This window comes from Pseudomonas sp. FSL W5-0299, from assembly GCF_005930655.1.
Taxonomy (GTDB): Bacteria; Pseudomonadota; Gammaproteobacteria; order Pseudomonadales; family Pseudomonadaceae; genus Aquipseudomonas; species Aquipseudomonas mandelii.
This window is the reverse complement of the sequence record NZ_RXHX01000036.1, coordinates 15,058-41,431: the sequence shown is the minus strand read 5'-3', so window position 1 is coordinate 41,431 and position 26,374 is coordinate 15,058. Positions and strand designations below refer to the sequence as shown.

At 54.7% G+C, this 26,374-nt stretch carries 22 protein-coding genes and 1 pseudogene; 9 read left to right on the top strand and 14 right to left on the bottom strand.

The features are described 5' to 3' along the window. Positions 1 to 66: 66 nt before the first annotated feature. Positions 67 to 522, top strand: a complete 456-nt coding sequence (locus FHL16_RS28155) for an Lrp/AsnC family transcriptional regulator (RefSeq protein ID WP_010467415.1) — start codon at positions 67 to 69, stop codon at positions 520 to 522. A gap of 288 nt (positions 523 to 810) precedes the next feature. On the opposite strand, the gene FHL16_RS28145 is transcribed toward FHL16_RS28155, so the two are convergent. The 4 genes from FHL16_RS28145 to FHL16_RS28130 all read right to left on the bottom strand — a co-directional run bounded on the left by FHL16_RS28145 (position 811) and on the right by FHL16_RS28130 (position 3,883). Further along, on the bottom strand, positions 811 to 1,341 hold the full coding sequence (locus FHL16_RS28145) for a BRO-N domain-containing protein (protein ID WP_077749915.1): 531 nt from the start codon (positions 1,339 to 1,341) through the stop codon (positions 811 to 813). A 464-nt stretch (positions 1,342 to 1,805) separates the two neighbouring features. Further along, entirely contained in the window at positions 1,806 to 2,417 is a 612-nt protein-coding gene (locus FHL16_RS28140) for a 3'-5' exonuclease (protein WP_077749914.1), read from the bottom strand. Positions 2,418 to 2,439: 22 nt separating this feature from the next. Continuing rightward, positions 2,440 to 2,919 carry a LabA-like NYN domain-containing protein gene (locus tag FHL16_RS28135; RefSeq protein WP_010467410.1) on the bottom strand — a complete coding sequence of 160 codons (480 nt, stop codon included), beginning with the start codon at positions 2,917 to 2,919 and terminating at the stop codon, positions 2,440 to 2,442. A gap of 196 nt (positions 2,920 to 3,115) precedes the next feature. After that, positions 3,116 to 3,883 (bottom strand): DUF2076 domain-containing protein, encoded by a 768-nt coding sequence (locus FHL16_RS28130; protein WP_077749913.1) that lies wholly within the window; start codon positions 3,881 to 3,883, stop codon positions 3,116 to 3,118. Positions 3,884 to 4,061: 178 nt separating this feature from the next. On the opposite strand from FHL16_RS28130, the gene FHL16_RS28125 reads away from it, so the two are divergent. Beyond that, a complete protein-coding gene (locus FHL16_RS28125) occupies positions 4,062 to 4,736 on the top strand; it encodes a YciC family protein (RefSeq protein ID WP_077749934.1) in 675 nt (224 codons plus the stop codon). Positions 4,737 to 4,803: 67 nt separating this feature from the next. Then, positions 4,804 to 5,883, top strand: a complete 1,080-nt coding sequence (locus tag FHL16_RS28120; protein WP_077749912.1) for an endonuclease/exonuclease/phosphatase family protein — start codon at positions 4,804 to 4,806, stop codon at positions 5,881 to 5,883. Between the two features lie 49 nt (positions 5,884 to 5,932). Here the strand turns inward: FHL16_RS28120 and FHL16_RS28115 are convergent, their stop codons facing one another. The 5 genes from FHL16_RS28115 to FHL16_RS28095 all read right to left on the bottom strand — a co-directional run bounded on the left by FHL16_RS28115 (position 5,933) and on the right by FHL16_RS28095 (position 11,845). After that, complete coding sequence (locus tag FHL16_RS28115) at positions 5,933 to 6,769, bottom strand: ABC transporter ATP-binding protein (RefSeq protein ID WP_077749911.1); 837 nt, start codon at positions 6,767 to 6,769, stop codon at positions 5,933 to 5,935. Continuing rightward, positions 6,757 to 7,560, bottom strand: a complete 804-nt coding sequence (locus FHL16_RS28110; protein ID WP_010467403.1) for an ABC transporter permease — start codon at positions 7,558 to 7,560, stop codon at positions 6,757 to 6,759. The genes FHL16_RS28115 and FHL16_RS28110 overlap by 13 nt, the downstream gene beginning before the upstream one ends. 9 nt (positions 7,561 to 7,569) lie before the next feature. Next, complete coding sequence (locus FHL16_RS28105; RefSeq protein ID WP_010467401.1) at positions 7,570 to 8,556, bottom strand: ABC transporter substrate-binding protein; 987 nt, start codon at positions 8,554 to 8,556, stop codon at positions 7,570 to 7,572. Positions 8,557 to 8,949: 393 nt separating this feature from the next. Then, positions 8,950 to 10,320 carry an aspartate aminotransferase family protein gene (locus FHL16_RS28100; protein WP_010467400.1) on the bottom strand — a complete coding sequence of 457 codons (1,371 nt, stop codon included), beginning with the start codon at positions 10,318 to 10,320 and terminating at the stop codon, positions 8,950 to 8,952. 31 nt (positions 10,321 to 10,351) lie between these two features. Continuing rightward, the gene (locus FHL16_RS28095) at positions 10,352 to 11,845 is read right to left on the bottom strand and encodes an aldehyde dehydrogenase (protein WP_077749933.1); all 1,494 of its coding nucleotides are present in this window, start codon (positions 11,843 to 11,845) and stop codon (positions 10,352 to 10,354) included. Positions 11,846 to 12,070: 225 nt separating this feature from the next. Here FHL16_RS28095 and FHL16_RS28090 point away from each other — a divergent pair, with 225 nt between their 5' ends. Next, positions 12,071 to 12,991 (top strand): LysR substrate-binding domain-containing protein, encoded by a 921-nt coding sequence (locus tag FHL16_RS28090; RefSeq protein WP_077749932.1) that lies wholly within the window; start codon positions 12,071 to 12,073, stop codon positions 12,989 to 12,991. Positions 12,992 to 13,161: 170 nt separating this feature from the next. On the opposite strand, the pseudogene hrpB reads toward FHL16_RS28090, so the two are convergent. Continuing rightward, positions 13,162 to 15,297 (bottom strand): annotated as a pseudogene (gene hrpB, locus FHL16_RS28085) (ATP-dependent helicase HrpB); the annotation flags it as partial. Between the two features lie 89 nt (positions 15,298 to 15,386). On the opposite strand from hrpB, the gene FHL16_RS28080 reads away from it, so the two are divergent. Genes FHL16_RS28080 through FHL16_RS28065 form a run of 4 tightly spaced genes read left to right on the top strand, consistent with a single transcriptional unit; the run spans position 15,387 to position 21,837 of the window. Then, entirely contained in the window at positions 15,387 to 17,684 is a 2,298-nt protein-coding gene (locus FHL16_RS28080; protein ID WP_077749909.1) for a hypothetical protein, read from the top strand. Continuing rightward, a complete protein-coding gene (locus FHL16_RS28075; RefSeq protein WP_017340931.1) occupies positions 17,668 to 19,764 on the top strand; it encodes a hypothetical protein in 2,097 nt (698 codons plus the stop codon). The genes FHL16_RS28080 and FHL16_RS28075 overlap by 17 nt, the downstream gene beginning before the upstream one ends. 2 nt (positions 19,765 to 19,766) lie before the next feature. After that, complete coding sequence (locus FHL16_RS28070) at positions 19,767 to 20,405, top strand: hypothetical protein (RefSeq protein WP_017340932.1); 639 nt, start codon at positions 19,767 to 19,769, stop codon at positions 20,403 to 20,405. After that, positions 20,398 to 21,837: a tyrosine-type recombinase/integrase gene (locus FHL16_RS28065; protein ID WP_031319138.1), complete on the top strand. Its 1,440-nt coding sequence runs from the start codon at positions 20,398 to 20,400 to the stop codon at positions 21,835 to 21,837. The genes FHL16_RS28070 and FHL16_RS28065 overlap by 8 nt, the downstream gene beginning before the upstream one ends. A gap of 306 nt (positions 21,838 to 22,143) precedes the next feature. Here FHL16_RS28065 and FHL16_RS34270 read toward each other — a convergent pair whose 3' ends face one another. After that, a complete protein-coding gene (locus tag FHL16_RS34270) occupies positions 22,144 to 22,602 on the bottom strand; it encodes a hypothetical protein (RefSeq protein WP_017340934.1) in 459 nt (152 codons plus the stop codon). Between the two features lie 109 nt (positions 22,603 to 22,711). Here FHL16_RS34270 and FHL16_RS28055 point away from each other — a divergent pair, with 109 nt between their 5' ends. Further along, the gene (locus FHL16_RS28055) at positions 22,712 to 22,912 is read left to right on the top strand and encodes a hypothetical protein (protein WP_017340935.1); all 201 of its coding nucleotides are present in this window, start codon (positions 22,712 to 22,714) and stop codon (positions 22,910 to 22,912) included. 255 nt (positions 22,913 to 23,167) lie between these two features. Here the strand turns inward: FHL16_RS28055 and FHL16_RS28050 are convergent, their stop codons facing one another. From FHL16_RS28050 to FHL16_RS28030, 3 genes are all read right to left on the bottom strand, one after another. Further along, entirely contained in the window at positions 23,168 to 23,620 is a 453-nt protein-coding gene (locus tag FHL16_RS28050; RefSeq protein ID WP_017340936.1) for an antitoxin Xre/MbcA/ParS toxin-binding domain-containing protein, read from the bottom strand. Positions 23,621 to 24,077: 457 nt separating this feature from the next. Continuing rightward, positions 24,078 to 24,503: a hypothetical protein gene (locus tag FHL16_RS28040; RefSeq protein ID WP_238706202.1), complete on the bottom strand. Its 426-nt coding sequence runs from the start codon at positions 24,501 to 24,503 to the stop codon at positions 24,078 to 24,080. Between the two features lie 808 nt (positions 24,504 to 25,311). Then, positions 25,312 to 26,349, bottom strand: coding sequence for a GGDEF domain-containing protein (locus FHL16_RS28030; protein WP_031319140.1), 1,038 nt, complete (start codon positions 26,347 to 26,349; stop codon positions 25,312 to 25,314). Between the last annotated feature and the right edge of the window lie 25 nt (positions 26,350 to 26,374).

Sequence of the window (26,374 nt, the reverse complement as noted above, 5' to 3'; positions counted from 1 at the left end):
CAAAACACGGAGATTGACGCTATAAGCCGTGTTTTCGAAAGTCAGTCATTTTTCAGGTATACGACAATGGATAAATACGACCGCATGCTGCTCAGCGCCCTGCTGGAAAACGGCCGTGCGTCCTACGCCGACCTGGCGCGCAAGGTCAACCTGTCCGCCCCGGCCGTGGCCGAGCGCGTGGCCAAACTCGAAGCCAGCGGGGTGATTACCGGTTACCAGGCGAAAGTCGACATGGCCAAGCTTGGGCTGCCGATCCAGTGCGTGATCGAGTTGCGTTTGAACCAGCATGGAAATCAAAAAGCCTACGACGACCTGATCAAAATCCCACAGCTAACTGAATGCCACCGGGTCACGGGTGATCCGTGCGTGATCATGCAGGCTGCGGTGGGTTCGATGCCGGAGCTGGAAGAGCTGATCAACCGGATCGCCAAGTTCGGGTTCAGCAAGACCTCGATTGTGCTGTCGAGCGCGATAGAGAAGCGCGTGCCGCTGGGGCAACTGGAAGGGAACAGCAAAGTCTGAAAACGGCGCAGTCCCTGTAGGAGCGAGCCTGCTCGCGATAGCGGAGTATCAGTCGACATCAACGTTGAATGATAAATCGCTATCGCGAGCAGGCTCACTCCCACAGGGGATTTGCAGCGTACTTAGAACCCGCGATGACGCTTAAGGCCAGGTGCGACGTCAGGTTGGCCGCCATTTCAGCATCGGCCATGGCCCGGTGAGCCTGTCCACAACCCCACCCTCACGGATGTCACCTGATTCCTGTGGGAGCGGCGGTGCGACGATTCGACTTGCCCGCGAAGCGATCTGTCAGACGCCGCAGTAACTAGCAGGCAACAAGCCCGGCATATCCCGCAGGCGCACCCAAGGTTCTTTGCGCCAATGCAGCAGTCGCAGCGTTCCGCCCGCCCATTCCATCGCCCGCATATGCGGCGCTTGATTCGAAATGGACCCGACTTCCTCCCGCAACATCGGCACCACGTCGTGGGTCAGCCAACGTCGTAAATGGCGGTTTTCCGGGCAGTAGTGGTACACCAACATCGCGTATACGCCCGATTCACTCAGCATCAAGGTCTCTTCGAGGTCATCATTTCCGGGCAGACACATCAGTTGCTTCTGATCCGCATCAAGCTTGAGCACTTGCCTTCCATTTATGTCCACACCCATCAATCGACCGATATCGCGGGCGCAAAACCAGGGCTCTGCGTGCATCAACAGTGCGCGCAGCTGGATGTGGTGACGGATGAATGTTTTGTGGGTGAAGTGAGCTGCGCATGCAGCTGTTTGCAGTATTAAGGACTGATCTAAATCTTCAGGGGGATTGGGGGTAACTTTGATCATGGCGAATATCCTAACGAACGTTGGGGATGCCAGCATCACTTGCAGATGATGGGTGGCAGCTGTGTGCGGGTCTGCAAGACCGAGTCGTTAGGCAACCTCGGCAGACCCGAAGGTCTCCCGCACACAGCCACCATAAATCGATGGTCGCTAGGTAAAGCGACGCGATTATAGGTGCGCCGGTAGGCGCCTAACAAATTATCGGCGGGCTTGCAGACCCGGTCGCTGAATTGGCGCTACGTCCCAGAGGTTATCGATGCGACAGGTACGGGGCAAGACGGACAAATTCCTAATATTTGGTAGGAGCAATCGTCGATTTTGAGGCGTGGTTAAACACAAGGATTGAGATCGAACACCGACGTGTGGGAGCGAGCCTGCTCGCGATAGCGGTTCATCTTCAACAGTTATGTCGACTGACACTCCGTTATCGCGAGCAGGCTCGCTCCCACAGGGGATTTGCGGTGTCTTCAGAACCCGCGATGGCGCTTGAGGTGTTCGTTGATCTTCGCCGCCGGCACTTTCTGCAAGCTGACCAGCAAATCATGGGACAACTCGCGCAACCCGTGCTTGTGCCGCAGTTCTTGCGCCAGGTGCGCCGTGAGGTTGGCTGCCATTTCGGCATCGGCCATGGCCCGGTGGGCCTTGCCGGTGTTGGGCAGGCTGGCGAAGGTGGTGAGGGTGCCGAGTTTGTGGTTCGGCGCGGCGGGCATCAGGCGGCGGGCCAGTAGCAGCGAGCAGGCGAAGTTCTGCAAGCGGGTGCGCTTGATGCGGCTGAGTTCGAAGTCCCAGAACTTCTGGTCGAACGCGGCGTTGTGGGCCAGCAGCGGCGTGATCCCGACGAATTCGTTGACCTCGTTCATCACCTGCTCTGCCGAGGGCGCGGTGCGCAGCATGGCGTTGCTGATGCCGGTCAGTTGTTCGATGAAGGCCGGGACGCGCACGCCGGCGTTCATCAGGCTCTGGTAACGCTCGACGATGCGCCCCTGTTCAAGGATCACCACGGCAATTTCCGTGGCCCGGCAGCTGCTGCTCGGGGAGATCCCGGTGGTTTCAAAGTCGATGACTGCTATGCGTTCCAAACCTGTTTCAACTCCGTAAAAATCAATTCTTGAGCAGCAACGCGCCTTCGATCGGCACGTAACGGCTGGCGGCGCGGATCAGCGAGTTGGCCGTCAGGCCCGGCACGCCGTAAGCCACGGCTTGCACCCCGTGCTTGGTGATGATGCGTTCCAGCAGCATGTCGAAATCACCGTCGCCGGAAGCCAGCACCACTTCGTCGACATGATCGGCGGCGTCCATGATGTCGAGGGTGATGCCCACGTCCCAGTCGCCTTTGGCCGAGCCGTCGCTGCGCTGGATGTAGGGCTTGAGCTTCACGATGAAGCCGAGGTTGCGCAGGATCTGCTGGAATTGCTGCTGCTTGCTGTCGCCGCGATCAATCGCGTAGGCGTAGGCCTCGACGATCTCGCCCTGTTTGCTGATATCAGCCCACAGCGCGGCGTAGTTGAAGTGGCAACCATAGGCCTGACGCACGGTGTAATAGAGGTTTTGAACGTCGGCGAACACTGCGATTTTTTTCACCGTGCATCCTCTTTGGCGCAGTCGCGCGCAGGCTGGGTCAGGCACCAGGCCCGAAAAGTGGCCCAGTATGCCAGCCTGAAGGATTGTTCCGCGAATAATCGGCCCGAAGCCTCTTGGAGCCTCGGACGAATGGCAACCTGTGGCGAGGGAGCTTGCTCCCTCACCACGGGTTCAGTGTTACACCTGTAACGTTGAATCAGACGAAGGAATCGTCGTCGCCGCCAAAGAACGAAGAGCTGTCATTGCTGTAGTCGGCGTCGGTGAAGCCTCCCTGATCGTTGGCGTTGTTGTCAGCCACGCGCTCGTCGTTGCCCCAGCCGTTGCCGCTGTCGCTCTGATCATTGACCTGAGCCGGTTCTTCCTTGATGACTTCGACGACTTCCTGCGGTTGCTGATTGCTGTGGAACAGGCTGCTGATGCCTTGCGCCAGCATCACGCCACCGGCCACACCGGCGGCGGTTTTCAGTGCGCCGCCAAGGAAACCACTGCCAATCCCGGGGGCTTGCTGCTGCGGCGCGTAATTCTGCTGTGGCGGTGCAGCACCGAAGTTCTGTTGCTGTGGCGGCTGCGAATTGAACGACGGCCGCCCCTGCTCACGCCATCCACCATTGGAGGACGGCGCGCTTTGCGTCGGTGCAGGCTGCGGATCACGGGAACCGCCACCGAAAATGCTCGACAGGAAACCACCGCTGGCAGGCGCCGACGGCTGAGCCTTGGCCGATTGCAGTTCGGCCTGCAATTGCTGAACTTGCTGAGCGAGTTGCTTGTTCTGCGCGTCGAGGCTTTTGATGGCCGCTTCCTGAACCAGAATCGCCTGGGTCATGAAATAACCTGCCGCCGGTTGGCGAGTCAGGTGCTCCTTGATCCGCGCTTCAGCCTGGGCGTCACGCGGGGCTGAGTCCGTTTCGGCTTGTTGCAACCGGGAAAACAGTCCATCGATCAGGGTTTGTTCTTCGCTGTTCATGGCGACCTCGTAGATTGCCGGAGAAATCGTTGACCTTTACCAAAGAGGATAAGGTGCTCGACCTTAATGGAGGCTGAAACAAGTTGTTTCAATGACCTTTACCGAACGTTTACGTTTGCGCCCCAAAGGGCTTCATCGGTTAAAGTGGGCCACTGCTTTCAACCTGCGATACCGACTGATGAATTCGTTCGATGTACTGCGTGACTCTCTGTATTTCTTCAAGCGCAATCTGGGCCAGATCGTGCGCCTGTGCCTGCCGCTGGTGATTTTCGAGGCGCTGCTGCAACAAGTGGTGGATCGCTCCACCGAGCCGGACAGTTTCCCCGGCATCAGCGTGATGGTCGGCTTGCTGGTCTATCCGCTGTACACCGCCGCACTGATCCTGTTTCTCGATGCCCGCAGTCGTGGCGAATCACCGAGCACCCGCGAGTTGCTGTCGAGGTCGGCCTATCTGTGGCCGCGCTTCGCCCTGCTCACCGCCCTCAACACCTTGCTGATCCTGATCGGCCTGTCGCTGTATTTCCTGCCGGGCATCTGGCTGATGGTGACCCTGGCGTTCGGCGAGTATCTGTTGGTGCTGCGCGGCCTGGCCCCGTTGGCGGCGATGAAGGAAAGCCTGCGTCTTACCCGCGGCCATTTCCTGCGCATCCTGGTGTGCATTCTGTGTGTGATGGGCCCGTTGTGGGTGCTCAAGGGCGCGACCCTTGCGATTTACCCGGATCCGCAGAACCCGGTGATTTCGCTGCTGATCGACAGCGCGCACAGCTTCCTGCAATTGTTCACCAGCGTGGTTCTGTTCCGCCTGTTCATGCTGATTGCCGATGCGCCCGAGAAAATTGACGGGCCGCTATGACCCATGGGCTTAAGCCCGACGCTCGGTTATGCTCGGGCTCATCTTTTGTAACGCTATAAGCCGAGCCATGACCCGTCTACTGCGCTACACCCTGCTGGGCCTGCTGATCACGGCGGGCCTGATTGCCTTGCTGATTTACAACCTGACCTGGCGTCCCGGTGCCAAAGAAGCAGCACCGGTCGGCTGCAGCGCTCAGGCGCCCACGCTGGTCCCCGGCCAGGCCCTGAAAGTCATGACCTGGAACGTCCAGTACCTGGCGGGCAAGCGCTACGTGTTCTGGAATGACCTGGCCAAAGGCGACGACGAGAGCCCCACCGCCGAAGACATGGCCTTCAGCCTCGATGAGGTGGCACGGGTCATTCGTGACGAGCAACCGGACATTGTGCTGTTGCAGGAGCTGGATGACGGCGCCAAGGCCAGCGATTATCAAAACCAGTTCAAGTTGCTTCAGGAACGGGTCGCCGACCTTTATCCGTGCAGCGCTCATGCCTTCGACTGGAAAGCTGACTTTGTGCCGCTGCCGCACATCTTCGGCAGTGTCGGCCGACAACTGGCAACCCTCAGCCGATACCAGATCGAACACGCCGAACGCCTGCAATTGCCGGTCGCGTCGGCCAACTTCATCAGCCGTCAGTTCACACCGAAAAACGCCTTGCTGGCGACTTACCTGCCATTGGGCGGCGGTGGGCAGATCGCGGTACTCAATACCCATCTGGACCGCGTCATCCAACCTGATGAAACCCTGCTGGCCCAAGTGACCGCCGTGGCCAAGGTGCTCGACAAATATGAAAGCCATGGCACCCCGTGGTTGATCGGTGGCGACTTCAACCTGTTGCCGCTGGGTCAGTATCGACGCCTGCCCGACGAACAACGCACGCCCTACTCCGTCGACAGTGCCTTGCATGTGCTGTGGGACAAATACCCGATGATCCCGACCAACAACGAAGCCAGCGGGATCGACCGGGCGCGGTGGCTGACCCACTACCCGAATGATCCAGGCTTGAATGGCCCGGACCGGACGGTTGATTACCTGTTCTACAGCCCGCGGATCAAACGGGTCGAGGCGATGGTGAGGCAGGACGATACCTTGCGGATCTCCGATCATTTGCCGGTGATTGCGCGGTTCCTCCTGCCTGCGGCCCCATAGAGCCGGATCAACCCTCCCAGAGGGGATTTGGGCATGACGGTAAATCGGCTCAATGAACCTCTTCCAGATCGTCATGCAACAGCCCGAAGATCTTGCGTTTCATGTCGATGAACGAGCGCTCCATGACCATGTCCAGGTTACGCGGGCGTTCGATCGGCACGTCCAGGATCTGCTTGATCCGCCCTGGCCTGGCGCCCATCACGTAAACCCGATCCCCCAACAGAATCGCCTCGTCGATGTCGTGGGTCACGAACAGCACGGTCTTCTTGCTGTTGCCCCAGACCCGCAACAACAGCTGCTGCATTTGCAGGCGCGTCTGGCTGTCGAGCGCGCCGAAGGGTTCGTCCATCAAGAGGATTTGCGGGTCATTGGCCAAGGCCCGGGCAATCGCCACACGCTGCATCATGCCGCCGGACAACTGCTTGGCGTAGTTATCGGCGAACCCGGTCAGCCCCACTTCATTGACGTAGTAATCGACGATCTCCTTGCGCTGAGCGGCCGCCATGCCGCGCCGCTTGAGGCCGAACTCGACGTTCTGCCGCACGGTCAGCCACGGGAACAGCGTGTAGCTCTGGAACACCATACCCCGATCCGCACCCGGCCCCTGCACTTGCTGGCCGCCGACATAAATCTCGCCTTCCGTGGGCTCGTTCAGGCCGGCCGTGAGGTACAGCAGACTCGACTTGCCACAGCCCGACGGTCCGACCAGCACGGCGAATTGTTGATCCGGCACTTCGAACGACACCTGCTCCAGCGCGGTGAACATGCCGCCGCCAGGTTTCTGATAACGCAGACTGACCTTGTCCACCTGCAGCCGTGGCGCGGCTTGCACCGGGGCGGCCGTGGGTGTGATGAAACGCGGGTTGACGGCGCTTACTGAGCCCATGCGGCAATCCTCAGACGGAGAAAACGGAACAGTTGATCGGTGACCAGGCCCAGCAGGCCGATGATTGCGATGGCGAGGAAAATCACGTCCACTTGAAAACCGCGCATGGCTTTCAGGCTCAAGTAACCCAGGCCACTGGACGCGGCGACCAGCTCGGCGACCACCAGATAGGTCCAGGCCCAGCCCATGGTTACGCGCAACGTGTCGAGCACACCCGGCAACGACGCCGGGGCAATCACATGCAGCACCGCATCGCGGCGGGTCGAACCCAAGGTGTACGACGCGTTGATCAGGTCCTTGGAGATGCCCTTGGACACGTCGGCGATCATCACCAGTTGCTGGAAAAACACGCCAAAGATGATCACCGACACACGCTGTTCCAGACCGATGCCGATCCACAGAATGAACAGCGGCACGAACGAGGTCACCGGCAGGTAGCGGATGAAATTGACCATCGGTTCAAGGAACGCCTGGACGATGCGGAAGCTGCCCATCAGCAACCCCAACGGCACCGCCACCAGCGACGAGACAATGAAGCCGACCATCACCACTTCGAGGCTGGCCCACACATGCAGGCCAAGGGTGCCGTCGCGGCTCAGTCGCACGGCGGCTTCGGCCACCGCCCCCGGTGTCGGCAGGAACATGCCTGGCACCACGCCGCCATAGGACAACCCGGCCCACAGGCCGATCAACAACACCCAGGCCAGGCCGCTCGCGCTCCAGATCACCTGCACCGGCAGGCCGGTCTTGGGCGTGATGCAGCGGCTCAGCCATGAATTGCGCTTGAACATGCGGACCTCCTACAGCGGGCTGACGAAGCGGTTGTCGATCAGGTCGTCATTGCTGACGTTGTAGGGCTTGCCCTGCAATTCGCTGGCGGTTTCGTTGGCCAGTTTGATCAGTGGCTCGCTGTCGCCCGGCTTGCCCGGAGACCCCAAGAGTTTTTCGCTCATGGCCTGATCGTAGAAGCGCACGCCTTGCGCGGCGGCTTCCAGTTCCTTCGGATCAGCGAGGTAACCGCCGACGCCTTTGGCCATGATTTTGTAAGCTTCCTTCGGATGGTCCTTGGTGTACTGCACCGCTTTGTAGAGACCGGCGACCAAGGCCTTGACGTCTTCCGGTTGCTTCTCGATGACCGTGCAGTTGAGCGCGACCACGTCGACAATCACTCCCGGCGTGCTGCTGCTGTCGATCAGCACTTTGCCTTGTTGCTTGTTGCGGACCATCGACAGGTGCGGCTCCCAGGTCACGGCGGCCGGCACACGGCCGGCGATGAACGCGGTGGCAGCGTCATCGGCCGTCATGTTCTGCACGGTGATGTCGCTCATGCTCATGCCGTGTTTTTTCAGCAGGTACGACAGCCAGAACTGCGAGGTCGACCCTTCGTTCACCGCCACTGCCTTGCCTTTGAGCTCCTGCAAACTCTTGACGTCCTTGCCCACCAGAACACCGTCGCCACCATGGCTGTCATCGAGTGCGGCGACGGCCTTGAAGCAGAATTGCGGACGGTACTTGAGCACTTCGTCGATAGTCGACGCCGAGCCCGACAACTCGCCCGAAGCCTGGGCGGCCATGTACATCGAAGCTTCTTCAACGACGGGCAATTCGACGGTCAAACCGCCTTCCTTGAAGTAGCCCAGATCCTGGGCCAGGTAGAGCGTGCCGTAGCCGACCCACGTGGTGTGGCCGATGGACAGGGTGCCGGCCTGGGCGCTGGTGGCGACCGTGGCGGCGATGGCGGTGATCGCCAGTGGATGAGCGACGCGGTTAAGCAAGGACTTGATCATGGAGCACTCCCAAAGCTGTTGATTTAGTTTTGTCATGGGCAGTACGGCCAGTGGCCTTGGATCAGTTGCCACCGGTGGTCTCTGATGGACCTTTCGATGGTCAGCATTCGGCTGACTGGCGAAGTCGATGTTGGACCAGGGGCGGGATAAGGAAAATCAGGAAATATGTCGTTGGGAGTGATGAAAAAACTGGGTAGCGCGCGCCGTAAAAGGGCGGGGTTGGCGGGGATGCACGGGGGAGGTGCAAAACATGAAATGAGTGTTGAATCGACCACAGCATTCGCGGGCAAGCCTCGCTCCTGCAGGGTTTATGTCGGCCGCGGAATTGGGCACGACACATAACCTGCAGGAGCGAGGCTTGCCCGCGAAGAGGATCACAAGAGCGCTACAAGATCAAAGCCGGCCGTATTCCTGAGCAGTACGATCGACTGCTTTCAAGGTCTTGCCCACCAGCTCATCAATCTCCTCCCGGCTGGCAATCAACGCCGGCGCCATGATCATCCGCCCCAGCGTCGAACGAATAATCACCCCTTCCTCAAAGCCAATCGTGCGGCAACGCCAGGCAATGTCGTTCTCATTGGCAAAACGCTTGCGACTGCTTTTGTCCTCGGCCAATTGCAACGCCGCGACCATGCCGACACCCTGAATATCGCCCACCAACGGGTGATTGCCGAACACCTCGCGCAGGCACTGTTGCAGGTACGGTCCGATGTCATCCTTGACCCGCGTCACCACGCCCTCATCGCGCAACGCCGTGAGGTTGGCAATCGCCACCGCCGCCGCCACCGGGTGCCCGGAGTAAGTCAAACCGTGGGCAAATACCCCGCCCTGCTCCACCAACACCCGGGCCATTTTCTTCGACAGAATCAACCCGCCCATGGGGATGTAACCGGAGGTCAAACCCTTGGCGATCGACAGCGTGTCCGGCTCGAAACCGAAGTGCTCGTGAGCGAACCATTCGCCGGTACGACCGAAGCCGCCGATCACTTCGTCGGCGCACAACAGCACGTCATACTTGCGGCAGATCCGCTGAATTTCCGGCCAGTAACTCTCAGGCGGGAAGATCATTCCGCCGGCGCCCTGGAACGGTTCGGCGATAAACCCGGCGACCTTGTCCGCACCCAGTTCGAGAATCTTCGCTTCCAGTTGCTGCGCCGCCCGCACGCCGAATTCGGCCGGGGTCAGATTGCCCTCGTGGGCGAAAAAGTACGGCTCGTCGATGTGTTCGATATCGGGGATCATGCCGCCCATTTCATGCATGAATTTCATGCCGCCGAGCGCCGTCGCCGCCAGGGTCGAGCCGTGGTAACCGTTCCAGCGACCGATCATGATTTTCTTCTCGGGCTTGCCGAGGATCGTCCAGTAACGCCGCACAGTGCGGATCAGCACCTCGTTGGCTTCGGAACCGGAGTTGGTGTAGATCGCGTGGCTGTAGTGCCCCGGCAACAGGCTGAACAGCAGCTCCGAGAGCTCGATCACCTGCGGGTGGGTGGTGTGGAAAAACATGTTGTAGTACGGCAACTGCTCGAGCTGCCGGGTCGCCGCAGCCGCCAGATCCTTGCGGCCGTAACCGAGGTTGGTGCACCACAACCCGGACATGCCGTCGAGGTAACGCCGACCATCGTTGTCCCACAGGTGCAGGCGCTCGCCGCGGACCATCACCCGCGGCCCTTCGTCATTGAGCGCTTTTTGATCGACGAATGCGTGGATGTGGTGCGCTGCGTCGGCGGCCTGGTAGTCGCGGGTTTCACGTGGTGTGGTCATCGCCAGTTCTCCGTTTTGTTATGAGCGGCTGTTATGCGCGCAGCTGAAACCAGGTGGTCTTCAACTGGGTGTATTTATCGAATGAGTGCAGCGACAGGTCGCGACCGAATCCGGACTGTTTGCCGCCGCCAAAAGGCACGGTCACGTCCAGTGCATCGACGCTGTTGACCGACACCGTGCCCGCTCGCAATTGCCGCGCCACACGGTGGGCGCGGTTGAGGTCGTCGGTCCACAGCGAAGCCGCCAGGCCGTAGACGCTGTCGTTGGCCAGTTGCAAGGCGTGGGCCTCGTCGTCGAACGCCGTGACCGCCAGCACCGGGCCGAACACTTCCTCGCGAAACAGCGGCATGTCCGGGCTCACGCCGGTAAAAATCGTCGGCTGAATGAAGTTGTCGGAGCCGTTGAAGATCGACTGCCTGCCCCCGCAAACCCTGGTCGCGCCCAAGCGTTCGGCCTGTTGGATGAACTTCATGATGCGCGCGGTCTGACGGCTGTCGACGATTGCCCCGGCGCTGCTCGACGGGTCCAGCGGATCACCCGGCTGCCAGCGCTCGGCCTGCACTTTCAGGCGCTCGACGAACTCATCATGAATCGAACGCTGCACCAGCAACCGTGAGTTGGCCGAGCAGACTTCACCCTGATTGAAGAAGATGCCGAACGCTGCTTTCTCGGCGGCCAGGTTCAGGTCCTGGCAATCGGCGAACACCAGATTGGCGCTCTTGCCGCCGCACTCCAACCACACCTGTTTCAGGTTCGATTGCGCCGAATACTGCATGAAATACTTGCCGACTTCAGTGGAGCCGGTGAACACCAGGCAATCGACATCCGGGTGCAGACCGAGGGCTTTGCCGGTCTGCTCGCCGAGGCCCGGCAGCACGTTGAGCACGCCCGGTGGTAGACCGGCTTCCAATGCAAGCTCAGCCAGACGCAGGGCGGAGAACGGTGATTGCTCGGCGGGCTTGAGGATCACCGAATTGCCTGCGGCCAAGGCTGGCGCGAGTTTCCACGCGGCCATGTCCAGCGGGAAATTCCACGGCACCACCGCAGCGACCACACCCAGTGCTTCGCGGGTGATGGTCGCCAGCACGTTTTGCGCACTGGGGGCGATCTGGTCGTAGAGTTTGTCGAGGCTTTCGGCGTACCAGCGAAACACCCCGGCGGCGCCCGGCACGTCGATGTTGTAGGCGTCCATCACCGGTTTGCCCATGTTCAGCGAGTCGAGCAGCGCCAGCTCTTCGCGGTGGGTCATGATCAGCTCCGCCAGACGCAGCAACACGTGCTTGCGCTCGCTCGGCGAACGCGCCGACCAGGTGCCGGCTTCGAATACCCCCCGCGCATTGCGTACCGCCGCGTCCACCTCTTCATCACCGCAAGCGGTCACGTTCGCCAGACGCTGGCCAGTGGCGGGGTCGATTGCTGTGAAGGTCTGACCCGACTGCGCCGAACGGGGTTTGCCGTCGATCAGGGCCTGGTCGGGAAACCGCAGCGCTGCGGCTTTGTTTTGCCAATATGCAAGCTCGAACACGTTCAGATGCTCCATGGGCTTTTCTTGTGTCTGAATGGTGGCCCAGGCCCGAGTCCAGTAAAAATAGTAAAAATGTCTTCGCAGACCATGAAAAAACTGGGCAGCCAATCTCCCCGGTGGCGCGGTATGTGGTTATTGTTCAGGCACAACAACACCGTCGTCAGAACGGATGCAGTCGGCGCGAAAATTGCCTGGATGTCGAGTCCATCCACCCCGAGGTTTGCCGTGGCTGCCTACAACCTGCGTCAATTGAAATACTTCATCACCACCGTCGAATGCGGCAGCGTCGCCGAGGCCTCGCGCAAGCTGTACATCGCCCAACCGGCGATCTCCACGGCGATCAAAGGCCTGGAAGACAGCTTCGGCGTGCAACTGCTGATCCGCCATCACGCTCAGGGCGTGTCCCTGACACCAAGCGGCGCACGCTTCTATCGCAAAGCCCAGGAACTGCTGCGCATGGCCAAGGAGTTCGAACAGAACGCCCTCGCCGACAACGACGTGGTGGCCGGGCAAATCGATATCGGCTGCTTCGAAACGGTCGCACCGCTGTACCTGCCGCAACTGATTGCCGGGTTTTCGGCGCTGTATCCGGGGGTGAAAATCCGCATCCGCGACGGCGAGCAGCAAGAGCTGGTGCAAGGCCTGACGTCGGGCACCTTCGACCTGGCGATCCTGTATGAGCACGAGCTCGACGCCACCATTCAGACCGAACCGCTGATGCCGGCGCAACGGCCATATGCGTTGCTGCCGACGGACCATCGCTTCGCCCAGCTCAAGCAAGTGTCGCTACGTGATCTGTGCCTGGAACCGATGATTCTGCTGGACGTGCAACCGAGCCGGACCTACTTCGTCAGCCTGTTCGAAGAACTGAACCTGTCACCGAACATCGCCTTCAGCTCACCGTCGATCGAGATGGTGCGGGGGATGGTCGGGCAAGGGTTCGGCTTCTCGATCCTGGTAACGCGGCCGCATTCGGAATGCACTTACGACGGAAAGAAAGTGGTGTGCGTGGATATCGTCGAAGAGGTCACTGGTTCGGGATTGGTGGCGGCATGGTTGAAGCGCGGGCAACTGACCAAACCGGCGCAGTTGTTTGCCGATTATTGCCGGGAGCAACTCACTGCCAAGGCCGGGGAAAGCACATGAGCCAAGTGAAATCCTGTGGCGAGGGCGCTTGCTCCCGTTCGACTGCGCAGCAGTCGCATCTCCATTGCATGCGGTGTATCTGACACATTCAGGCGGCCGATTATGGGGCCGCTTCGTGACCCAACGGGAGCAAGCTCCCTCGCCACAGTTTTTGTGTTCTACCCCAAGAGTTACTTGCGCGGTTTGATCCGAGCGGTGGCTTCGGCCACCAACGGATCATCCGGCCAATAATGCTTCGGATACCGCCCCTTCAAATCCTTCTTCACCTCGGCGTAGGTACTGCGCCAGAAGTTCGCCAAGTCCTGAGTCACCTGCACCGGCCGCCGCGCCGGGGACAGCAGATGCAGCTTCACCACTTGCCGGCCCCCGGCAATGCGCGGGGTATCGGACAGGCCGAACAGCTCCTGTAAACGCACCGCCAAAATCGGCGGTTGTTCGCTGTAGTCCAGACGAATCGAAGAACCCGACGGCACACTCAGGTGATGCGGCGCCTGTTCATCCAGCCGTTGCGGCAGCGGCCAGGGCAGCAAGTTATGGACGATGCTCGACAGGTCCAGATTGGCGAAATGACTGAGGCGCGAGACTTTGCCCAGGTACGGCATCAGCCAGTGCTCAAGGTTTTTGAGCAGTGCGGCATCGCTGACATCCGGCCATTCACTTTCACCCTTACTGCCGAGGTCCAGCTGTCGCAGCAATGCCACGCGCGCCTGCCACTGACGCAGCTCCGGGGTCCACGGCAACAACTCCAGCCCCTTGCGGCGTACCAGATTGACCAGCGCCTGGCTGCGCGCTGTTTCGTCGAGGCCGGTCAGCGGTTCGCGGCTGAGGATCAATTCACCAACCTTGCGCTGACGCTCGGCGCGCAACACACCTTCGCGCTCATCCCAATCCAGTTGATCGACCACGCGCACTTGCTCGGCCAGTACGGAATCGAACAGCGCCGGATCAAAATCCGCCGCCAGATAAATCCGTTCCTCGCGCTGCCCCTGACGACTGCCCAGATCCGCAATCACCAACCACGCTTGCTTCATCAGACTGTCTGCTTCAGCGAACAACGCCGCACGGCCGTTGGCCAGGCGATATTCAGCGCCACCGGCGCGGCGTTGCTGGGCGACACGGTCTGGATAGGCCAACGCCAACAGGGCGCCGAGCCAGCGTGGATGATCCGGATCGCTGACCGGCTCCGACGCTTTGCCACGCAGGTAACCGCGATACTGCCGCGCCAGTTGCCGGGCACGTTGCACGCCACCCTGAGCACCGCGAGCCGCACGCTCTTCGCCGGACAACAGCACCAATCGGCTGTGCAGATCCGCTCCGGCGCCACGCAAGATGTCCCGCTCACCGAGCAATGCCGCAACATCGCAGGCCATGTCGGCCAAACCGAGCGCCTGACCGCGCAACAACAAATGGGCAATGCGCGGATGCGCCGGCAATTCGGCCATGGCCTGACCGTGACGGGTCAGCGCGTCGCCGTCCAATGCGCCCAGACGATCAAGCAGATCCTGAGCCTGTGCATAAGCGGCGGCGGGCGGCACGTCGAGCCACACCAATTGCGTCGGTGTCACGCCCCAGCGCCCGAGCTGCAAGGCCAGACCGGCAAGGTCGGCCGAGAGAATCTCCGCGCTGGCATAGGCTGCCAATTGCTCGTGCTGATCCTGCGACCACAACCGATAACACACGCCCGGCTCCAGACGCCCTGCTCGTCCTGCGCGCTGAGTGGCGCTGGCTTTTGAAATTCGTTGGGTATCGAGCCTGGTCATGCCGCTGCCGGGATCGAAACGCGGCACCCGCGCCAGCCCGGCATCAATCACCACACGCACGCCGTCGATGGTCAGGCTGGTCTCGGCGATGTTGGTCGCCAGCACCACTTTGCGCTTGCCCGCCGGTGCCGGATCGATTGCCGCTCGTTGGGCGGCGAGGTCCAGCTCACCGTGCAACGGGCAGAGCAAAACCTGTGTGCTCTCGCTCAGCGCATCCGCCAATTGTTGATGCACGCGACGGATTTCCGCCTGCCCCGGCAGGAACACCAGCACGCTGCCGGTCTCATCATTCAAGGCTTCGAGAATCGTCTGCACCAGGCGCGGCTCGATGAATTCGCCGGGCTGGAGCGGCCGACCCCAGCGCATCGCCACCGGGTACATACGGCCTTCACTGCGCAGGATCGGCGCGTCATCGAGCAACCCGGCCAGGCGTTCGCCTTCAAGCGTTGCAGACATCAAAAGGATTTTCAGCGGCTGGTCGTCGCGAAACAGCTCCCGGCCATTCAGGCTCAGGGCCAATGCCAGGTCCGCGTCGAGGCTGCGCTCTCCGATTTTCCCATCTACACTATCTTGTCAGATGGCTCAGGATGACGGTGTAGCGCGCATATCAGCTACCCCGAACGGGAGAAACTGAATTGACAATCATCAAAAATTGCTCATTTTCGCGTTTTTATCCTTTCGAGGCTCTCGACGCTAACGTCCGAGAGCTGATGGAAGGATGCTTCAACCTAGATCTCGCTAGCTCCATCAACCGTCCGATGCTGAAGGCATTCAATGCCTACTGCCATCTGATTGATGTGAAGATCAGCTATTTCACGTTATCGACCCCTGAATTTGTAGAAGTCGCAATGGGCTTTATTGGCGCCCTTCATAATGATTGCCTGTTGTACTACAACACTGCGGGTAGAGTACGAATGGCCGGGGCCTTCGTTGATATGATAAACGCGGTGAGTGAGAAAATCCCAATACTGCCTAGCTTTGACAAAATAAAAACAAGAACAAAAGACTGTTATCCCATATGGGAACGTCTAAAAGTACGAATCAAAGAAAAAAGCATTCATTACTGGAACGGTTGGCATGTAGAGTCCACCAAAGGACAGAAACTATACACAGCGATACCTCTCATATGGCATTCACATGGTGAAGAATTCGCAGAAAAAATATTCAATACATACAAGCCTCATATTGAAAAATACGCACGCCCTGACATCACAGTATTTAACTCATTTCTTACATTTTTAAGCAAAAAAAAATCCGACTGGCCCTCCTCTACCTTTCAAAATCCGATCAAAATAAAACAGTGTTTCCTTGATTTTATGATCGATTATTTTCTCAGCGCATCCCAAAAAGGGCTGGACATAGCTACACAAACTCGCCTATATGCGAAATTTATATTTACTATGGATCAAGCATTCATACAAAGTGGAATTTGGGCGAAACCATTTGGAGGTATTCCCGCACCTTCAACGCCAGCCAGCATCGGTATTGAAACACACGTACAAAAATGTGAATCAGGAGATTATATAAAAACAAAGCTAATCACTCACATACCATTAGAAATAACAGATTCAGAAGTAATAAAATTAATTTTTAAACAAATGAAAATTGATGTTGACCTAGTAATAAAATTTTCAAAAAAACAATCCTACTCAACAAGAAAAGCGCAACTGCAGAGAGATCAATTAGCCGAAAGCGGAACAGCAATTTCCGACGTCGCTGCGGCCAGAAAACTCACAACATTAAGAGAGCACGATGTCTGTGCCACGTTGAACCAATTAGGGCTGAAACACATTAGAGAAAGACTAACCGACCGCGGGTCTTCGCTTAGAATTAAAAGAAGTGATATCGCCCCACAATTGGCCCTTCCTGGGCGTAACGACCTTCTTCCATTTAAACTACTTCTTATCCACTCCGACCCACGTATAACTGATTCTTTTCTTGAGGACTTTCAGCTATACAACAAAAACTATAAATTATCCGGCTTTCTGATGGGTGAAAACGGGCATTATCAACTCATCGGTTACAAAGATCGTAGAGGCGGGGATCTTAGTGAACAAAAAATCGATCTATCACCAAGGCAGGCAGTTCTAATTCGTCAAATAATTGCGATAACTGCGCCCCTACGAGATGAGTTAAGGGCAGCTAATGACGACAAATGGCGATTCCTATTCCTACATAGTGCAAGAGCGTTGTCCTATCCTGCCGTTAACAACGTGGCAAGATGGGATAGAATTTCGCCACCAAATAAAGAAAAGTTAATTGACCAACTTTCGCAACACACTTCTAGAACTAGAGAGAAGATTACCGAGTTAATCAGTGCAGTGTCACTCACTTCATTCAGGGCAACCTGCGGAGTGCAAATTTACTTGAAAACCCAAAGTGAGCGAGAAATGGCGAAAGCATTGGGGCATTCGACATATAATCCCGGATTGCTCAGCAGGTATTTACCAGAACCAATTTTAGCTTTTTTTCAAAGCCGATGGGTTCGAATATTCCAACGTGGAATTATCTGTAGGGCGATGAAAGATAGCCCAATGCTACTTAAAGCTGCCAACTTTACATCCATGGACGAATTGCATGAATTCCTGAGAAACCATGCGCTTGGTGACATCCCTAAGCACCTAGGTTCTTCTGACAATACAACCGACCACAAAGCTCCGCAGGAGGAATTTACGTCGACGAAGGATAGTGTTCTCATCTCGGTTGACATTGGTACTCTAACAGCTCTGATATCGCTCAGAATTGCGGTACAAAATTCTAAACATCCTGACGAATTAAATGGGCTTTCATTATATTGGTCTGAATTCACTTGTGTTTTAGTTAAAGAAATAGAGCGAGGATGGGACACTGATTTAAAAAGCTATTTATCAACAGCGCAACTCCATGCCGACGAAACTCGAATGGAGAAACTTATCCATGAATCTGCCTCCTGACATTTCTTTTTTGAATGCCTATTTGGCACACCCGAAAGACGCTTTTAGAAAGGCAAGATGGCTGCTTTCTAATTTCGACGAATCTGTATGGCTGTATAGCCTCGATTTTAAAAAACCCAAAAAAATCGACTGGACCATAAAACTTTCAGATGGCACTCTACTAACTTCTGCATCCAACAAAAGCCTATTAGAAGGTTTGAAATATTTTTTAATCGTGTCGACGCGAAATCATGCTGATTACAGTAGCGAAACGAATGCGATGCAAGGCCAACAACGCAAACGCTTCGCTATCGCCTGTCAGTTAATTGACCTCCTGCTCTTAAACTCCGACCGATATCAACTCGCAAAGTATGGGCTTGGCGGACTAACGCTTGGCAACCTCAAAGAAATGTTGGACACTGTAGCTTCTGATACTGTTGTGTCCGAGTCGATATATAATTGGCCTACAAAATTACGCTCATTTTGCTTAGACTTGCTTAATCGAACCGACCCGAGGCTAGTTGACTCTATATTGGTATCAAACCCAGCGATCGCAACTATTTCCTATGACGATGAGGAAGACGACGAAAACGGGCTTTGTATATCTCCGATTATTGCCCCTAGGATTAGGGCGGCGCTTTATGCAAATAAGTTATACATTAGAAATCAAAATCATGGTTGGGCGCCTGACTCCATCGCCATTTCAAAGATAGTGTATTCGGAGTGCTTATGGGGAAGAACGCGGGCAAAACCAGCATTCAGCATATTATGCTACCGAGACGAGTATAGCCCCTTCGATCGTGAGTATGACGGAGTTCGAGTAACAACTGGCCAAAGAGGCCGTGTACCACGCCATATGTATACCGATTTTCGCACGACCCTTTACAACTTAGGTGTATTACATGAAATTGGATTGCCCGCACCTGCTATTGAGGATCTTTTAGCGGTTGAAAAATACGACGTAGAATTAGCGTCTCAGGGTAAGCACAGAACGCTTCCTTCACCGATGATTTTCAAGTGTCTCAGACAAGCAATTGAATTTCATTTAAGCAGTGGGTCCGAAATTGTCAATGGATTCTGCCGGCTTGTCTTGCACTGCAAGAAACACAGCATTTCTGCCGCGAACCTGCAAGAAAAAGAACTTGTAAAAATTGTAGGGCAAAAGCTGTACAACTTAGGAGTTCGCGAATACGGATTGTCCGCTCATGTCGTCGCTGGAAAACGGAGACGAAGCAAAGGTGAGAAAGCACGCTATTACAACCGGTTACGAACCAATAGAGGACTTACAGAGCTACTTCGAATTTATATCGGCTCAGTCCAGTTCGCTGCAGGGATAATGATGGCACGAAGAGTTACGGAACTCTGCAACCTCATGACGGATACTTGCTTGGATGATACTGAACAATGGCTTATATTTTCTAACGCAAAAAGCACACGCAACCTATTTGGAATTCGTCGAAAAATAGCCAGGCCAATAGAACCTATAACCGTAGACATGATTAAGAATCTCATCCGAATGCAGAAAATACTCGTACGGATAGGATTCTTAGACAAAACCATGACTCTGTTCGCATCACCTCACCTTAAAGGTTTACCAGAGTTCGTTGAGTCAGACAAAGCAACGTATAACCGTAACCTTAATTTTTTCTGTGACTATTTTGAAACCCCGGTTAACGATTTAAACCAACGCTACTACGTCCGACAACACCAACTTAGACGTTTTTTCGCTATGCTATTTTTCTACTGCGGCAGTTTCGGAACTTTAGACACTCTGCAATGGATGCTTGGGCATAATGACCCCTCTCATGTTTGGCATTATATTACAGAATCTACCGACGGCGCTGTCCTTCAGGGTGCTAAAGCTCACTACGTGGCCGAAATGATACATCAAGGCGGGGCTGAAGACTTCCACGATTTGTCCGAGTTACTTAAATCGAGATATGGTAGTTCTGATTTTTGCTTAATCGACACAAATGATTTAGAAGACAGAATTCAAGAGCTTATAACTGAGGGAATTGTAGAGATTGAACCTGAGTTTTTTACAGACGAGACCGGAAAGCACTTCCATGTAGTTGCCAAACTCAAAGTATCGAGAGCTTAAACATGTCTACTTCACGATACGACGAGATCCGATCAACCGTAGTTGAGTTACGATCTCTATTACTAGATTTTATAAAGCAACCTCAACTAGCCAACAACCATGAAAAACTAATAATAGCGATCAAAAGCCAGGGAGCCTTAGCCGCACTAGAACTATCTATTGATAAAAAAGACGGTGGCATCATACATAAGCCACCAATGAGCCTTAACACACTAAAATCATACGCAGATACAACTATAAGCGGGGGATTCAAAGAGCTTGATCACTTAAGAAAGAAAGCTCTTGATTCAATTAGCACACTCCAAAGCAAAAACTTTCGTGCAACCAAACGCACAAAATCAGGACTAAATATACGCCTTAATGAATTGGAAGCAGAATTAGAAGTTCAGCGACAAATCAATTACATACTATTACAAGCCATCTCGACAGCCATGAATGGGTTTCAAACTATAAGAGATGCGCCGGACTCAGCCATTCGTGAGAAAAGAACTGAGGATTCTCTCAAGACCCTCCGAGCCATTATAAGTATGACGCCATCCCTTATTCAAGACATGGAGACATTTGAAAAAAAAGAACCAATTGGCCTTTCTCCTGTGACCAACATCAACTTGTATAGAAAGGAGGAACCTAATCGTGAGTAACATCTCCCAGAGAGCCCTTTTCAGCACATTGGGAAACTTCGAAGTATTCAACTACTTCTCCGTCGACAAGCTCACTACTCGCGACGCAAGCAAAATACCTTTTATGATCTGGCCTAATGGAGCGCCGTGTTTAATAGCCAATCTATATATGCTTTCACTTCTTGATCGTAAAGGTCGCAGCGGGCGAAACGGTCTATCACGAAGGGGCTCAAAGGGTGGAACTCTTGGTGTTTACGCATCACAAATTTCGCAACTAATTAGATTTTGTTATGACAACAATATTTCTCCATTCGCCCTCAACGATTCTCTTTTTTGTTGTTTCATAGAAAAACTTCGAAAAGAAAAGAGTAAATTTAATCCGTCTCAACTTAAGAAGACAGAAACGTCCCTATTGGCTACGGGAAAAATCTGTCTTGATTTTTTAAGTTTTGTAGGCAGGGTTCATGGGGATAATAATTTCGTATCATCAGAAGGTGTGATTCGTGCGGTGGAACTGACATACACAATAACAACAAGATCTGGAAGAAAAATAAACAGAAGCTATCTACATCATCATTCTCTAGGGCAAGAAGTTCGTATCCATCGACGAAACCCTATCACATCAAATCAAATTCAAAAACTTAAAGAGGCCGCGTATACGATTGAGTCATCCAGCTTTATTAAGCATCGCAGACGCTGCATGCTTGACTTGCTGGAATACACGGGGGCACGCAGAGGGGAAGTTGCCAATATAACTGTAGACGACATACTTGCCGCCTATGACATGGAGCATCCCTCACTCCGAATGGAAACATTTAAACAAGGCCATGACGCCGTACGCTATATCCCTGTTACTAAAATGCTTTTGCACGACATCAAAACTTTTGTTGAGACTTCACGCCGTAAAAACATGAAGTCAACCTCCGGCTTTAGATCGGGACCAGATCACCGCTTCTTGTTTACATCAGAGCGTACGGGAAAAAAACTAAGTAGCGAGACCATCACCAATGAGATATCGAAACTCCGAATCCATGCAAATATCAATGAGCAAGTGTGCGCGCATATGTTTCGTCACGCATTTATTACTAACCTGTTTGCATTACTCATCAGGCGCCACCACATGGCAAACGAAGATGACTTTCGCCGCGCCTTACTCGATAGTCACACATTCATGGCAGAAGTTATGCAGTGGACTGGACATTTGGATGAGCGATCTCTAGAGACTTATATAAATCTGGCCTTCGCTTCAGTTGCAAATTACGCAGAAACAATCAGCTCAGTTCATATGATTAGAGCAATACAAACATTTGATAACAAGCATGAAGAACTCATGTATCAACTTGAAACCGGCCTGCCAATTTCAGATTATAAGAAACATGTAGCAACACTAATAGAACTAAGAAATAAAGATTTCGAGATTGCGCGGAATCGTGAAGCCATTGTCGCAGCCTGACTCAACTGGAGCTTTGGTAGCAGCGACTCAAGGCAGTCCGTCAGTGGTGATGTGGGGAAGTTGTCACTAGGTGTGACTTGCATCTTAACCTTCATACCATGTCAGTCTTTCGCAGAATTACCGCATGCAGTTGCTGGCCGTTTTCTAACTTCTAGTATTAGTGTGTCGCATTTAGCAGTGCAAAAATTACGCCTACAAATGGTGGAACGCGCTTAGCTTTTTGGCTCATCGTTCATACCTGATGAAAGCCCTCCTACACCGCTCGAAGCATCACTAACGCCGCATGACGCTTGAGCGACCGAACTTCTACTTTTTTCTCAGCATTAGCTGAATCATAGCGAACAGGCGGTGGAACAGGTAGTCGACCTGATCCATATCGATCACCGCCACTTGGCCGATCTCCGAATGCCGAATCAGGTGACTGTTTCCAATAGAGTTCAGTTCTGTCGCTTCTGTATCCATTCTCTCCCGCAGCGACGGCACGGAAGTCACCGCGTCGAGGATGATCTTGACGGAGCGCTTCTTGTCGCTCGGGTCAGCCAGTGATTTGAGGCGCTCCCATGCGTCCCACAACCGCTCCAGCGCTTCGCGACGCACCAGCGCGAAGATCAGCTCGACCGTAATACTTCGATTCGGATCCGTGATGAACTGCCCCTCGTAAAGTACGACGAGGCCGAGCTGGTTGAGCAGGCGCGGCGATCCGAGCGCCAGATTGAGAAAGGTTTCATAGGTGAGGAACCCCAGGTCATAGCGGCCACCCAACACGGGACCGATGCCATCCGTTGATCACCGCTGCACCGAACAACGCGCAGTCCCGCGGGTCCGTACAATTGCCGAAGCTATCCGAGAGGCTCAAGGTCGCTCCAGTAGTGCCATGCGTGATTTGAAACGACAAGACTTGATTGTGGAACGCAAAAAGTCCGCAGTGTACTGTCAGGAGATCGAAGAGCTGCAGACCAAGCTCGCCAGTCTTGCTTCCATCAACGATGTACTGATAAACGAGAATTGTGTGCTCAAAGCTAGGATGAACGACAGCAAAGTGGTCGAACTGGCCTCAAGGAAACCGCACGGGTAAGTAGATTCCGTTTTTCTGCTCAGCTCCCCCTGCCCCCACCGATTTGTTGTGTGGACTGCTCGATCTGGATTACGGCGATAACCAGCAGCGCCAATCCGGCGTTGCATGAGTAAATTCTTGGTGTTGTTCATCGCGGTTGTCGCACCTACGTGAATAAACCGGACATCGCTCGCTGAGCACTTAGATAATTAGTAGGCCGGCAGCCATGTCGAGCCGGGGGCCGCGTGAATCTGAGCACCGCGTCTATAGTCTCGACTACTCAAAACGCAACCTATCAGCATGTTCAATGAGCAATTCCTCAATCAAGTGAGTGCCCAGGTAGGTCGAAAGCAGCACAATTGGAGGAGTGCCCGCAAAACGCAGTTTTGGTTTGCATAGCCAAAACCGTGCTTTTTCTTTGCTCCCAAACACCGCTTGGGCCATGGCTGCTACATGAGCGAGTCGAAACAATCGATCACTCTGACCCAAAGTCAAGCGCTGTCCGCGCGCTAATCGGCGATGGAGAGTGCTCATCGAAATAACCTGGCTGAGCGCGTCAGTGCTGAAGAGGCTCTGCTCGCACCAAGCCTTTATCCTCGTAGGCTCGAAGCCCGCCGCGATAATTTCGTGAATTCTTTGTTCATCAGCGTCGGCTGGAATGTGTAATGACGCTTCCAGCCGTATCCGATAAACGTGGTAAACCGGTCCGCTCACTCTTCCTGCGAGCATGGATTTCTGCCACCTGCCAGCAGGCCCACAGGTTCAAATTCTCTACCCAGCGACAAAGCGACATCAAGGAATCGTGAAGCCCGCGCCGTGCGCCGATCGACTCCACAGCGAGCCTGTGCAATGAGAGACGCAGTATTCTGCCACTTGAGTGTTTTGACTTTGCGTTTGCCCTTCATAACGATTCCCGTAGTGGGTTAGTTTTTACCCACTGGTGGTGGGTCACCATTCATGGAAGAAACAAAAATTGTCCCCCGCCCATTCACTACTTTTTGCAGTCACCTCCTTCAACTCCACACGATGAGGCGCGGTAATCCTATACAGGCTTCAGACGGGCGCTCGGACGGGTCAGCAAAAGCTCAGTAACGAAATCAGTGTGGGGCCAATAACACGCTGCTCCCTACTGGTCATGGTTAGCGAAGTCACGGCAAGGCCGCATAAAGGAACAACTCGCTCTCATTTAGCACACGATCGGATACTTGGGGAGTACGAGCATGGAGACCATGTTCCGAGTACCAGACATGGCGAGTTTTTTTCTGCGAAGATCGAGTTCTCCGAGCTTGTAGGTACCTGTCGCTGTTTTGTAAACCACTGCTGATTCGTCAGCTTCGGCCCCCCTGAAACAGACAACATGGATCACGTCCTCTAAGCTCCAAAATCCCCGACCGTCCACACTCGGCGGGCAAAGCATCTGTACGCTTTCAATGAGAACATCCTGTGCGAAATTCAAATAGTTCTGGAGCTCGTAGGCGCAACGGACAATCGCCGCACGGTCTCGTTTGCCCGTTTTAATTGAGGTGATAGTTATCAGAAAGCAGAAGCCTTCAACCTCACAGTGCGACCTTGCATGAACTGCGCGGCTCTTGGGGTCAAGCACGTAAATCACTAGTTGCTCCGTTGCGAATGAGCTGAATCCTCCCAAGGTAGCTTGGGTTTGGACAGTTGCCAGCGTGAGACTTGGTTCCGCAGTCTCCGTTTGGCATGCGGTACCTGTGTATGTGTGTGTGGAGGAACGCTAGGAAGAAAAGGAATCGAAACCCCACATATACATGTTATAGCCCCGCGATGCGGGGTGTCAAAGCATGGCCTTATTGCTCTTTTACGGCTGCGCGGAAGAGCAATGGAATATCTGGAAGCTCTTGGGCAAATGCTGAGAACAATCGCAATGCCATTCAAAAACTCCAATCCGAAGGGCTCAGCAAAATAGAGGTATCTCGTAAGCTCGGGTTTGGAACAACAACAGTGGACCGACATTGGCGCAAAACGAACTAATCGCCCCTAGTTTCGTAGATACATCCAAGCCTTAGAATGAGGCCCATTAGGAGGTGTCACGAGCAACCAGCATCATCTCGAAGAATTCAAAATCCAGGCGGTCAACCAAGTGACCGAAAAAAATTTTCCCGACGATCCGTGAAGAACCCATTTTTAGCCACTTACCTCGTCCGCTTGTTGCGTTTGGGTGAGCACGAAGGGCGCACATATAGTTTTTAGAACTTCGAAACTTTTTATGAAGAAGTATTCGGACTACCGAGGGATCCGCTTTATCTCTTGGTCACTTACAACACTCGACTGGTCTAGTGCGCCCCCGGCGATCTGAATGGCAGAATAGTTCGGCAGCCAGGTAGAAGGAACGCGAATCGAATGCCCATATCCTGTGGAGTTATCTGATGGCAGCAAGAGCCCGAACGCCAGTTTCAGTTCACTCGATTACGCCCACTGCGCTTGGCTCGATAGAGCGCATCATCGGCACGAGTCAGAAGATTTTCCACATTGTCACCAGCCTTGGCGAGGGCGACACCAAAGGACGCAGTTACAGTGTCGAGCACCTCATCCGTGCCACGAGCCTTGATCCGCAGGGACTGAATTTTTAGGCGGAGCTGCTCAGCGAAAGTATGAGCACTGGTGAGATCAAAACACTCCTGCAGGACTATACAGAACTCTTCACCACCATAGCGTGCCGCTAGGGCCTGAGGCGGGAGTGAGCTCCGTAACACCTGACCAACATGCTCAAGTACGCGGTCGCCTAAAGGGTGACCGTACTGGTCATTGAATTGCTTGAAATGATCGATATCCAGCATAATCAACGCCACCCCATGAGAAACGTTACTCAGCGCCCGCTCTAGTAAGCGAGTGAAGGTGGCTCGGTTCAGCACCTTAGTCAAACCATCCAGCGTCGCGGCCAGTTGGGCGAGCTCGAGCTTGTTCCTCAGACTTTTAATCTCATTTTGCGCAGAGTGCAGTTGGGAGAGGAAAAGCTCTTGCCGATCTTGCATGTGCTGCGTGCTCTGCTGCAGCTCGCTTAATATTGCGGGCAACCTCTCATTGACCGGCTCCTCAAGCATTTCCATGCACTGCCCAAGACTCGCCTGAAAGTTGAGATTGCCCTCCATATTGTGCGAGACATCACGCTCCATGTCGTCAACCAGATCGATTGCTTGCTGCTGTCCAGCGCGGGCGTCCTCCAATTCGTCACGAATGATGTAGTCGCGAAAAAGCTTCGAAGCGGATTCAGGAGGGAAACAGTCGAAATCTTTAACAACCCTATCCAATTGACGATTAAGCTCCGGTTCCTGACCTTTGCTGTAGGTGTACCAGAGAGCATAGTGCACGGGATTCGGTGGAATGTTGTGACGCACCATGAGTGGTATGGCCTGCTTCAGCAGAGCCGCCGCCTCGCGGGAGTCCTCTGGATACAGCGCTAGGGCAGTCGCACGCGTCTCTGATTGGCTCATAACGTTACTGTGGTTGGTTTTTATT